Source organism: Microcystis sp. M113S1 (assembly GCF_020246945.1).
Classification (GTDB): Bacteria; Cyanobacteriota; Cyanobacteriia; order Cyanobacteriales; family Microcystaceae; genus Microcystis.
In genome coordinates, this window is record NZ_JADBSA010000221.1 from 1 (window position 1) to 12,183 (window position 12,183).

The 12,183-nt window shown below is 43.6% G+C and carries 11 protein-coding genes and 1 pseudogene; 4 read left to right on the forward strand and 8 right to left on the reverse strand.

Annotated features, from left to right (window positions below):
• The 6 genes from IM319_RS11255 to IM319_RS11280 all read right to left on the reverse strand — a co-directional run.
• A partial coding sequence (locus IM319_RS11255; protein WP_287735662.1) for a helix-turn-helix domain-containing protein occupies nucleotides 1-160 on the reverse strand: 160 nt, incomplete at its 3' end.
• Nucleotides 161-193: 33 nt separating this feature from the next.
• The gene (locus IM319_RS11260) at nucleotides 194-340 is read right to left on the reverse strand and encodes a type II toxin-antitoxin system HicA family toxin (protein ID WP_286825588.1); all 147 of its coding nucleotides are present in this window, start codon (nucleotides 338-340) and stop codon (nucleotides 194-196) included.
• On the reverse strand, nucleotides 337-549 hold the full coding sequence (locus tag IM319_RS11265; protein WP_286825589.1) for a type II toxin-antitoxin system HicB family antitoxin: 213 nt from the start codon (nucleotides 547-549) through the stop codon (nucleotides 337-339). Before IM319_RS11265 ends, IM319_RS11260 begins: the two co-directional genes overlap by 4 nt.
• A 141-nt stretch (nucleotides 550-690) precedes the next feature.
• Nucleotides 691-1,041, reverse strand: coding sequence for a PEP-CTERM sorting domain-containing protein (locus IM319_RS11270; protein ID WP_287735650.1), 351 nt, complete (start codon nucleotides 1,039-1,041; stop codon nucleotides 691-693).
• A 142-nt stretch (nucleotides 1,042-1,183) separates the two neighbouring features.
• Nucleotides 1,184-3,280, reverse strand: coding sequence for a phosphate acetyltransferase (gene pta / locus IM319_RS11275; RefSeq protein WP_287735652.1), 2,097 nt, complete (start codon nucleotides 3,278-3,280; stop codon nucleotides 1,184-1,186).
• Between the two features lie 417 nt (nucleotides 3,281-3,697).
• The gene (locus tag IM319_RS11280) at nucleotides 3,698-5,494 is read right to left on the reverse strand and encodes an N-acetylmuramoyl-L-alanine amidase (RefSeq protein ID WP_287735654.1); all 1,797 of its coding nucleotides are present in this window, start codon (nucleotides 5,492-5,494) and stop codon (nucleotides 3,698-3,700) included.
• Nucleotides 5,495-5,718: 224 nt separating this feature from the next.
• On the opposite strand from IM319_RS11280, the gene IM319_RS11285 reads away from it, so the two are divergent.
• Both IM319_RS11285 and IM319_RS11290 read left to right on the forward strand, forming a co-directional pair.
• A complete protein-coding gene (locus tag IM319_RS11285) occupies nucleotides 5,719-6,153 on the forward strand; it encodes a peroxiredoxin (RefSeq protein ID WP_287687121.1) in 435 nt (144 codons plus the stop codon).
• A gap of 202 nt (nucleotides 6,154-6,355) precedes the next feature.
• Nucleotides 6,356-7,360 (forward strand): glycoside hydrolase family 10 protein, encoded by a 1,005-nt coding sequence (locus tag IM319_RS11290; RefSeq protein WP_287735656.1) that lies wholly within the window; start codon nucleotides 6,356-6,358, stop codon nucleotides 7,358-7,360.
• Nucleotides 7,361-7,790: 430 nt separating this feature from the next.
• Here the strand turns inward: IM319_RS11290 and cruG are convergent, their stop codons facing one another.
• Both cruG and cruF read right to left on the reverse strand, forming a co-directional pair.
• On the reverse strand, nucleotides 7,791-8,978 hold the full coding sequence (cruG, locus tag IM319_RS11295) for a 2'-O-glycosyltransferase CruG (RefSeq protein ID WP_287735658.1): 1,188 nt from the start codon (nucleotides 8,976-8,978) through the stop codon (nucleotides 7,791-7,793).
• Nucleotide 8,979: 1 nt separating this feature from the next.
• Nucleotides 8,980-9,894, reverse strand: coding sequence for a gamma-carotene 1'-hydroxylase CruF (gene cruF, locus IM319_RS11300; protein ID WP_286825599.1), 915 nt, complete (start codon nucleotides 9,892-9,894; stop codon nucleotides 8,980-8,982).
• Nucleotides 9,895-10,311: 417 nt separating this feature from the next.
• On the opposite strand from cruF, the pseudogene IM319_RS11305 reads away from it, so the two are divergent.
• Nucleotides 10,312-10,495 (forward strand): annotated as a pseudogene (locus IM319_RS11305) (hypothetical protein).
• Between the two features lie 15 nt (nucleotides 10,496-10,510).
• Nucleotides 10,511-12,019, forward strand: coding sequence for a serine/threonine-protein kinase (locus tag IM319_RS11310; protein ID WP_287735660.1), 1,509 nt, complete (start codon nucleotides 10,511-10,513; stop codon nucleotides 12,017-12,019).
• Nucleotides 12,020-12,183 lie beyond the last annotated feature (164 nt).

Consider the following 12,183-nt stretch of genomic DNA (forward strand, 5'->3'; position numbering starts at 1 on the left):
AAGTTTCAGTATATCCTACTCTTTCTTGTCTTTCGTACCATGCTTGTGTTCTGACATGGAGAGCTTTATTGTAAACTAATCTTACACAGCCCAAAGTGCGCCGCAATAGCGACTCTTGTTCTGGTGTGGGGTAAAATCGGTAAGAATAAGCTTTTTCCATGTCTCACATTTTAGCATATATTTGGTAAATGCGCTAGTATTTAACGGTAAAGCCGTCGTAGAACGACGGGGTTTCAGACCCAAATTTTCGATGACTTCCTCGCTGCCGATCTAATTCGTAGCCAATCTTGCCCAGTGCTTTAACCACTTGGCGACCAGCGATAGGAGGAAGTTCACTCATAATTCAACCTCTACCAGTTCCTCAGAAACTGGTGGTGGAATCGGTTCATTGTGCGCTTCTAGGCTTTCTAGATATAAAGCAATTGCTTCCTGAATGTTGGCGAGTAACTCTTCCCGGGTATTGCCTTGAGAAATACAGCCGGGTAGGGAGGGAACTTCAGCCACATAAATGCCATCTTCATCTTGCTCAATTAAGACGCGATATTTCATGGGTTTGTCCTTGCTTTGAATTGATTGGAAGTCAATTATCTTGATCTAGTTTAGCGCGAGTTAGCAATCTCTAGGGATCGCCTCTTATTCCAGAAAACGGGTTTCTTGAAGAAACCCGTTTTCTATGGCAATTAAGCCTTATCACTGTCTGGCTTTGGCTTTAAGAACCAATGCACCCAAGCCTAACAGTCCCAATCCTAGAACGGTACTAGGTTCGGGAACTTTCTGTCCTGTTACGGTTAAGGGAAGAGAAACCCCTTGAGCCGGAGTACCAGTGCTGATGGTAATCCAAGCATTTGGGGCAGCCGTGGGGTTAAACTGCCGTGCATTTCCAGTTAGAGTTACGGGATTTCCTCCTGAAGTTGGCATTAGAAAAGGAGTAAAAGCAGTTGTACCGCCTGTCGGTGACAGCCCCGTTAGTTGGTAGTCTGCCCAGTAAGTTCCTGGCGCGAGAGTAAGACCAGAACCACTGAAATTGGCGGCAATGTTCATACTTGAACTTTCAATGGAGAGGGACGTTCAAACAATACTAAATCCGGTTATTAAAAACTGATTATTTATTCCCCCTTTTGCATGAGTGCCTGTCCTTATAAGTAGCCTATACTCAACGGATTTAGTATGAAATGACGATAACTCAAAAAGATTGGGATTGAATGGCCGTGATTACCACCGTATTGATAATATCGGGAACGGTACAACCGCGACTGAGATCATTGACGGGTTTTTTTAATCCCTGTAGGATTGGACCAATGGCTAAAGCTTTCGTTTCCCGCTGCACGGCTTTATAAGTATTATTACCTGTATTCAGGTCAGGAAAAATAAACACCGTCGCTTGGCCCGCCACCTCTGACCCTGGCATTTTTTGGGCGGCTACTTCCTTATCCACGGCTGCATCGTACTGAATTGGCCCTTCTAGCTTCAAATCGGGGCGTTTTTCCCTAGCGATTTTGGTCGCTTGTCGTACTTTTTCCACGTCTTCTCCCTGGCCCGATTGACCCGAAGAATAGGAAAGCAGGGCGATTCGCGGTTCAATTCCGAATTTTTGGGCGGTTTCGGCAGAAGATAGGGCGATTTCGGCTAATTCCTCGGCACTGGGGTCGGGATTCACCGCACAATCCCCATAGACCAAGACTCGATCCTCTAAACACATAAAAAAGACCGAGGAGACGATCGCACAATCGGGCTTAGTTTTGATAATCTGGAGTGCAGGCCGAATTGTGTGTTGAGTTGTATGCACTGCCCCCGATACCATACCATCAGCATCGCCTTGATACACCATTAAAGTGGCAAAATAGGAGACATCCTGTGCATAATCCCGGGCCAGATCCAGATTCATTCCCTTGGCTTTTCTCGCTTCGTAGAGGGTCTGCACATAGCTTTCAAAATGGGGACTAGCTACGGGGTGAATAATTTGCAGGCGATCGAGATCGAGAGTGATACCATGTTTTTTAATCACCATTGCGATCTCGTCCGGTTGTCCCAAGAGGGTTAAATCGACGATATCCTGTTCGATTAAAACTGTGGCTGCCTGGAGGATGCGCGGTTCAGTCCCCTCGGCCAAAACGATGTGACGTTTTTGCGCTTTGGCCTGTTGTACGAGATTATAGGTGAACATCTTCGGGGTAATCCCCTGGGTCCGCAAAGTGCGAATTTGCGCTTCTAGGCGATCGAGATTGATGTTATTGTGAAAAAGCTGCAGACTGAGGTTAATTTTATCGTAGTCCGTCGAGGTCAGGGTAGTCCGCACTTGATGGATGCGTTCGGCCGTGGTGTAGGTATCGGTGGTGACGGAGAGAATCGGTAAGGGATCGGGCAAACCTTCAATTAAACGGGCGATCGAAGGATTGAGACTATGACCTGCTGTTAAGACTATACCAGCTAATTGGGGATAATTGGCCGATTGGTGGGCCTGTAACATCCCGATAATCACATCGCCGCGATCCCAAGGGGTGATAATTAAACTATCTTCCTTTATCCGCTCTAGGGCATTTTGCATCTGCATGGCCACCACCAGAAAGTTACTAGCTAAACTATCTAATCTCTGCTGTCCGTAGAGAACTTTTGCCTGTAATTGTTGGGCGATTTCTGCCACTCGCGGGCTGCTAAGTTTAGCATTGTGGGGAATCACTCCTAGGGCATATTCTTGGGGGGGAAAAATTCTAGTCAGGCTTTTCCGTAATTCGTCTATTTTTTCCTCTTCTGCTTGATTGATAATAATCCCAATCACCGTACAACCTTTATCTTGGTAGGTGTCGCAGGAAATCAGGATCGGACTAAGGGCATCTTCGATACTGCGATGGTGGGCATTACCTAATATTAAGATGGGATGGCCGAGATTTTTGGCGATTTCTGTATTTAGTTCAAATTCAAAGGCGGAATTTTCTTGCAGATAATCGGAACCTTCACAGAGGATAAAATCATATTTTTTTTCTAAATTTTTAAACTTTTTGATAATTCTTTCGATGATTTCATCAAATTTTTTTTGTACCAATAAATCCTTAACTTCTTCGTAACATAAACCGAAGGATTCTTCGTAGGTTTGTTCTAATTTAAAATAATTGAGGATTAAGTCAATGTCTTCGTCCCGATGACCTTCGGAACAGTCGAGAACAATTGGCTGGAAAAAGGCCACTTTATTAGTTTTGCGGAGAATTAAGTCAATAATTCCTAAAGCTACTAACGCTTTACCGCTTCCCGTTGCCGTCGTGCTGATATATAAAGAGTTAGCCATGGGTAGAGGAGAATAATAACAGGAGTGGGATTTAATTGGACCACCCCAACCTTGAGGTGGGCAATTGATCCCCCCTTAATCCCCCCTTAATCAGGGGGGCAGCGATTAAGTTGTCTATAAGGGTGTGAACTGTTGGCAAATTTTCAGGTAAACTATCTTTATTTGTTTGCTCATCCAGAGATTTTTTTCACAGAGCGATCGCTGTTTGAATATCTACTAGGGAGCGATGGACTATACCTTGTAATCTAGCAGTTATTTTGTCCGATTGCTGTTCACTGGTAACATTTTTTCCATGAACTTGATTTAATTTCCTCAGACTAAAATAAAAACTCCAGAAAATCCTATCACTGGCTTTCCAGCTAGGGCTTGATTTTTCACAAAGATTTAAGCTTATCTCCCTCGGATTGCCATTAAATCTTAACTGGAAGCAATTACCCCAGATTGTTGAAACCATTGGCTAATTCCGGCGGCTAAAACTTGCGCTAATTGTTTTTGTGCCTGAGTATCGGTAATCCATTCAAATTCTTGAGGATTACTCATAAATCCTAACTCTAATAACAATGAAGGACTACTATAGGGACGAGTTAAAGCTAAATTATTCCAAAATACTCCATAGGAAGGACGGTTAAGATTTTTGGTTAAATAATCGTGGAGAAAAACCGATAAATCCGCTGCCTGGGGATGATACCAAAATATGCCAATTCCTTGAGTATTTAAGGCATCTCCATCATCGGGTAAAGCATTATAGTGAACCGATAGCGCTAGGGTTGGTTGCAGATTATTAATCATCTCTACTCGTGCTGGTAGGGATAGATCAATGTCTGTTTCTCTGGTTAAATAAACTGTTGCCCCCAATTTTTCTAACTCCCGTTTAATTAATTTAGACATAAGCAAATTAATCTCTTTTTCTGTGTAACCCGTCGGACCGACTGCACCGGTTTCTTTACCTCCGTGTCCGGGATCTAATAAAATAACTTTGCCCTGTAAATTAGCACTTTTTCCCGGAGGATGACGCAGGGTTAAGATTAAATTTGTCCCCTGGTAACGAAGACTATAACCCCACTGTTGTTTTTGATTAAGATTAAAAGTGTATTCTATCGTGGTCGGGTTGATTTGTCGCCAATCTAAACGTCTAACTAAAGGATTATCCACTAGAAAAATTGTATCGGTTTGGGCAATGGTATTATAAAGGGTCAAAATAAATTTATCATCTTCTTGTGCCACGGCGATCGGTACAGGATGGGAGAGGGGAAAAATAATTTCTGTTGCTTGATTGATACTTCGAGAAGAGAGACCGCGAATATTAGCATTATCCAAGACCTCATTAACTATTAAACGGGTTTCTCGCTCTAAAATCCAACCACCATAATCTAACCGTAACCAATCCCCTTCTTTCCCGGTGACTCTCGCTTTTGTGCCTTGGGGTAAAGGAGTTAAGCGGGAATAATCACTACCCGGTCCCGTGCGCGCTACCCCTTCCGCAACTATAATTTCAATCACTGGTAAATTTTGATCGCTAATAATGTTAATTTCTCCTTGACTTTGTTGGCTAATTGATCGATTATTTAATTGTGCTGTAAAAATAGGTTTTCCTAAGTTAGCCTCTTTTTGAAACTGTTGACAACCTCGATAGTAACCAGTTTTATCCTCGGACTTCGCTTGATTGAGATTAGTTAAAACTGCGGCATTACTAGGCAGTTTTGTGGTTTGAGGTTGGGGTAAAAGAGGTAGGATTTTATCTCCTAACTGCACAGAAACCTGTGCTTGGGGGGTAGCAATCGCGCTAAAACAAATCCATTCCCCCACTAACCGCGTCTTATTGACAGAAGGACTGAGAGAGTTATCAGCAAAAGCTAATTCTTGGGGAATAACTGCCTGAGTATCTCGACGAATTATTTGGCGATTAATAGTTTGGTTTTGATAGCGAATAGTGAAATTATTTTCGCCAACTTGTAGGGGAAAACTAGGGGCAAAATATCCTTTAGCACTGCGTTGAATCGGTTGATTATTGAGCAAAACTTGGCCCGATGGAGGAGCAGAGCCAATAAAAAAGATTCTAGAGGCCGTGGTTTGATGATTATCGGGAGGATAAACAATCATCAATGAGGCAGATTTGGCCATGATACTGTGATAAAAACCGATTAATAGCACTAAACCCAAACCGATTAAGATATTTTGCCCAAAAGTTCTCACTTTTAACCAGAATGGCCTCATATTATCCCCCTCTTAGCTGACAAATATTATCCTAAAACAAATTCTGGAGGTTTGTTGTTCGTCTTCTCAGCTGTACTGTATTTAAACTGATGGGGAATTTTAGTACAAATGCTCTGGCTTCTTCTCCCCTCTCCCCACACCCTACCCCCCACACCCGACACCCTGTTTTTGACCGTCATCCCTTATGATCAATATAGATTAACTTTTGTAAAGGAATCGGAGTTATGGCTTTAACCGTTGGAACAATCGCACCGAACTTTAACACCACCGACGATACTGGAAAAACCGTTTCCCTGTCGGATTTTCAAGGTAAAGTCGTAGTTTTATACTTCTATCCCAAAGATGATACCCCCGGTTGCACCAAGCAAGCGCAAAATTTCCGGGATAACTACCAACAATACCAAGACAAGGAAATAGTAGTCTTCGGGGTGAGCAGGGATGACCAAGGTTCCCATGCACAATTTAAAGAAAAATACAGTTTACCCTTCCAATTGCTAGTAGATACCAATGGTGCTATCACCAAAGCTTATGATGTCGATGGTGGTGGCTATTCTAAGCGCGTCACCTATATCATCGATGGAGAAGGCAAAATTAGCCATGTAGATGACAAAGTGAATACCGCTACTCACGCATCGGATATTCTCTGTGTAGTCGGTTAATTTTCCCTAAAATCTTTTCTGGGTGTGTTAGGACAGCCTAATACACCCGATATCTATCTTCCAGTTCAATGATAATCAGTTTTTAATAACCAGATTTGGTATAACTAAATAGGGCTTGCTGTTGCCTATGAGGAACTGAATATTAAAAATCGGACTAAAATAATACTATTATCAAATATCTTGGTGGGATTAATCGGCAATCATGGTTAAGTTTAGCAAGTACCTAAAGAGGTTTGGGATTGTTGCTGGAGTGGCTTTTTTGTTGTTGGTTACTCACCGAGCGGCTCCCCGAAAGGCAGTGGAAAATGAGCAGATGAAGGGGGTTTGGTTAACCAATATTGGCACGATATTGTTACATCATACTACGTCCTTAGATGAGGTGTTAAATCATCTTTCGCGATCGGGTTATGACCGGGTATATTTTAGTGTTTATGGGTTTGGGGGAACGCTTTATCCGACTACCCAACGTCCGACGAATTGGTTGTTTGTGCCGCCGTTGATCAATCCCTGGAGGGCAGCGGTTAAGGAGTCTTTACGGCAGGGTTTGAAACCATTTGCTTGGTTTGAGTATGGTTTGATGTTATCCCCTAATGATCCCATTGCCAAAAAGCATCCGGATTGGCTATTAAAAACGCCCGCAGGGAAGACGGTGGTGGAAACCAATGTCTGGTTAGATCCGGCGAATCCGCAGGTACAAGCCTATCTTTTGGGGAATATGGAAGATATTTTAAAAGAAAAAGATTTGGCGGGGATTCAGTTAGATGATCATTGGGCAGTTCCCCGTGTTTTTGGTAATAAAAGTCAAGCTTTAACGAATTTAACCCGCAAGTTACATGATCATGTCAAGGCGATTAATCCCAAGTTGGTGGTGAGTCTTTCACCTAATCCTCACTCTTTTGCGGTGAATAAATATAATCAAAATTGGTTGGCTTGGGTGCGTCAAGGGATTGTGGATGAGGTGGTCTTACAGATCTATCGGAAAACTCCCAATCAGGTGGCGGCAAGTCTTTCGGGTTCGGGACTGGCGACAGCTTCCCGGTATGTGCCGGTGGGGGTGGGTTTATACGCGGGTTGGAATCCTGATTTTTCCTTAAAGGGTTTACAGGCTCAGATGAGGACGGTGGAGCAGCAGGGTTATGGCTATTCGTTATTTTGTTGGGAGTTTGTGGTCATGCGTCATCTTTTTAATCATATTCCTCAGTTTTAACGGGCTAAACAGTAATTGCTTTTGAACAGATGCTCAAGTTCACTTTTTTGGGTTGTCTGAAATACCCTGTTAATATTATAATTTCTCTATCTCAGTAAATGAATCGGCCATCAGACGCTTATGAGTTTAATTCAAGAAGGAATAAAAAAAGGCGTTGCTGATTTGAGATATGAATCTTCTTTTGTGGGATTTTTAAAAACTAGACTCAAACTGACTTTTGGATACGATGCACAGTTGCCATTCCTACCTTGATTCAGCAACGCTGAAAAAGCTAAACAGGAAGTCGAAGCCATGATTTTAGGTGATGACTAAAAGCCTAATTTATCTTGAAAACCGTTAAAATAAAAAGGAGAAAATCTAAGGCAAACTTCATAAAAGAAACCCTTAAAGTTGGGTTTCTACGAAACTGAGGGCCTTCACCCTAACATTTTTAATACACTCGACCGCGCCAACTTTGGGGACGGGTGAAAGCAGAGATAAAAATGCGGATAACTGCCAGCGGATCCGCTAGGGGAGATAGCCAAAATAGTCCTGAAGATAGATTGACTTTTTCGCCGCGATAGTAACTAGGAGAGACGGCCAATAAAAGGGCAAAACGAATCAATAACAGCAGCAGATTTAAAGCGAGGAGAATTTTTAAACTGAGGAAATCGTAGCCGAAATTAAAAGCCGTTACAAGCAAGGGAGTGATAATTATCGGTAATCCCTGAGTACAGGTCAATAAAGCTAAATCTCCCCATAATTGCCCCTGATAGGAGGCATCTTTGAGGTCCAGAGATCTGCCCCATTCGCGCCAAGTTTCCCGAAGTCCTTCGTACATCCGCACGCGAATTAACTTCGCCCCATCGAGAAATCCCACCCGATAGCCTTTAGTTGCCGCTAGACGGGCGAGGGTGACATCATCGCAAAAAGAACCTTTTGCCCCGCTATAACCGTCTAAAGCCGCTAAAACTGACCGCCGACAGAGAAAACATTGACCATTGGCCATCACTCTTTCGGGATCTTGTTCTCGCACCCCGGCGGAATCAAAACGATAGAGCAAAGTCATCAATAAAGCCGGCTGTAACCACCATTCCCCCGGATAGGAGAGGATAAATTGCGGCGACAGGGAAACTAAATCATAACCTTCTGCGATCGCAGCTTTCACTAAACTAGCCACTAAATTAGCTTGGGGTTGCGTATCGGCATCAATGCCCAAAATCCAGTCACTTTTAGGGGAACTAAACAAAAAACCATTGTGTAACGCCCAGGGACGACCTACCCAATCTGGGGGTAAAGGATAATCGGTTTTCAAGCGAAAGCGGGGGTCTTTTGCCGCTATCTCTTTAACTTTTTCCCGCGTACCATCTTGGGAATTGCTATCGACAATCAGAATTTCTCGCACTTCGTAACTCTGTTGAGTCAATCCCCGTAAACAACCGTCAATCCTGGCCACTTCGTTTAACGTCGGCACAATCACGCTTACCGTCCCTAACATCTCTGGAGTGGGAGGTTGGGGAGTCAGGGGAGGACGACGACGCGCCCCTTTCAGCAGACGGGAAAGAAGGATAAAAAAGGCAACAGCCTGAGACAGCAGTAGCCCCAGGCAGAATGCACCGAGAATGATCTCAGTTAACAACTTATTTGGCTCCTCTCACCGAAACAACGGGGATTTTTAGGGTTGTTACTTCGCTTGTCGGCACTGTTTGTCGGGAAGCAACAGCCTTGGCGCGATTATAGAGAAGGATTAAAGGCAGAATACCGGTGAGTAATCCTAAGAAAATCGGCGGATAAATACCAGCACCGATACTCATGACCGTAGCAAAGCCAAAATTACCTAAATACATCACAAAAGGCAGGGTTAAATCTTGACTTGGCAGTTTCACCGGTTGCGCTTGCCAGATTAAAGTGGCTACCGTCATAAAAACACAGCCTGTACCGAACCAACCGGCAAAATTTTCATAGGGCATCCCAAAGAAGGCCCCCGGTTGTTCCCAAATCCAGAAGGGGATGGTAGTTTGACTCATGGCCGGATCTAGGACAAAATCCCATGAAGTTAATAATACCGCCCCGATCGCGATCGCTCCTAGATTTTGTAGCCATTGGGGTAAAGCAAGAGTGGATAAACCAACACGAGCGATAATATAGGCACTAAAACCGAGATAAAACCAAGATAGGGGGATAGTAAAGGGGACTAAACCCGCAATTTTGTAACCTAAGCCCGAAAGATAACGATAATGACCGAAAGGAAAGCCGGTACTGGTTCCTAATAGTTCGCTACAAAGGGATAAACTGATAGCGGGAACCATGAATCCTAACCAGTGCCACACTCCTAGAGTCCGATAGGCATAAACAGCCACCGCTGCCATTCCTAAAACCATATACACCACACCCCCCCCAGCCATTGACCAAGCAAAGAAGGTTTTGCCAAAATCTGGTAAATTGGCCACAAATTCGGGATGGGGCACAACTAGCAACAATCCGGCTAGTCCAAAAGCCATCGATACAATATGACCGATGAGCAGAGCTTTTTCGATCGCAATTAGTCGTCTCATTAAATCTCTAGCACTGCGAAGGGATAATCATTTTCAAGTTTACAAATCTTTATTAAAGAATTATTACCCAGATCGGTCACTTTCGGCAAAAAAGTTTTACAGGGGTTAGGGATTCTCAGTGTAGCATCTGTTTAGGAGTCAGTAGGCAGGATAATTAAGAACGAATAATAATCGATAAAATGGTCTATTTAGAGATTTTGTGCTACTTTATACTGAGTTTTTTCATTTTTTCAACCCACAAAAATTAATTAGGCAAGGGGCAATGACTAAAAATACCTGAAAATATATCTTAATAATCATGCTTTTAGCCGAAAAAAAGGGCATTCTAAGATTAAGTCCTCTCGATCAACCACCAATTGCATCGGTTCTTTAAGAAATTCTGGTTCTTCGGTTTGTGTTATGTAATGGACGGGGGTTATAAGGGATGAAACCCTGATCTAGAAAGACATTGCGGCGATTTTTGCCAATTGTTTTCGATCTAGAACGAGCTAATCAATTAAGTCTCTTGCCAGATAAGGATTTAGTCGATTTATGCTACCCTATTGAACCATACCAAGCAACGAAGAACCGAAACTCTCTCCACCAGACTCACTATAATTAAAAAGGTAGCCTAGCTATGTCAGCAGAATCTAGACATCGGAGCTTACTTGCCAATCGATACCAACTGGTCGAGTTGATCGGTAGCGGTGCCATGGGACAAGTATATCGAGCAGAAGATAAACTATTAGGTGGCGTAACCGTCGCCGTGAAATTCCTCTCGCAAACTCTCCTCAACAAAAGAATGCGTGAGCGTTTCGAGCGAGAGGCGACTATTTCGGCACTTTTAAGCGAAAAAAGTATTCATATTGTTAAAGTTCGTGATTATGGTGTAGATGACAAGGAAGTCCCCTTCTACGTCATGGAATTTTTGCAGGGGGAGAGCATGAGTGAAATCATCAAACATCAGCCGCTGCCCCTCCCGCGCTTTCTCAATCTCACCCGTCAGATTTGTTTCGGCCTGGAATGCGCCCATAAGGGTATTATCTTCCAAGGAGAGATGTGTCCGATTATTCACCGGGACATCAAACCAAGCAATATTATGGTGATTCAGGACTCAGGATTAGGGGAATTGGTGAAAATTCTCGATTTTGGCATCGCTAAACTCATCCAATCGGGAGAATCCCAAACCCAATCGTTTATGGGAACCTTAGCCTATTGTTCCCCGGAACAGATGGAAGGTAAAGAACTCGATCATCGTTCCGATATCTACAGTTTTGGGATTATGATGTACGAGATGATCACGGGAGAAACGCCCGTTTTTCCCGATAATCCCTCCTTTGGCGGTTGGTATGAGGTTCACCACTACGCCGAACCCCGTTCCTTTAATTCTAGCTTGCAATTACCGCCAGAATTAGAACAGTTAATCCTGCGCTGCTTGGCCAAAGCACCCGGCGATCGCCCGCAAAGTGTTACAGATATACTACAACGTCTCGAACGACTTGAACCCCTAGTCAAAAATGAAATAGTCAAAAAAACCAACGATTACACCAGCAAAATCAAACCCCTTGATGATTTAAATCAAACCATTGTTTCTGCTGCTAATGCGAGGGTTATCTGTCTCAAGTCCAGTTGGCCCGAGGATAAACCGCGCCAAAAAATTGTCTTCTCACGCTGTCTCCGGGCTGCTGACGGCGTTTTTGCCAGTTTATGGGTAATGTTGGCTCGAGAGGATATCGCCGTCCGGGTTGCTAGTGTCCGTTATAATAAATTCCTCTTTTTACCCACACCCCACCCGATGCTTCTCTGGATTACTCTCCTCTATCATCGTCAATGGGGACCGCGCTGGTTGCCCTGTTATTTGGACTTAAAAACCCGCCAAGGTCAAAAAATGACCAAAACCCTCGCCGAAACCGGTCAATACTGGATTTTATTTTTCTCCCTCGAAGGCGGCCTTATCTGTGAAAATGTGATCACCGCTAATATTCCCCCCAATCAATGCCAAATTTTGCGGCAATGGGTGATAGATAGTCAATTGGCCCAGGTTGGCAGCCCACAAACTAGCAAGTGGATGTTAAAACAGAAACTCGAGCAACTTAAACCCACAATTGTGGCCAAACTAGCCTCAGAATTACCCCCGCGGCCCTAAAAAATTAGGGAGGCATTAACTAAGGCTGGCTGAATAAATCTAAAAACCTTGTTGGGTAAGACTTTTAGACCTTTTGTCAATCAAAAAGTACTGGATATGGGAGTGATCGGGGGGAAATTTAGGCACTTTTTCCCTGAAAATTAGGTAATTGGCCACCTCAAAAC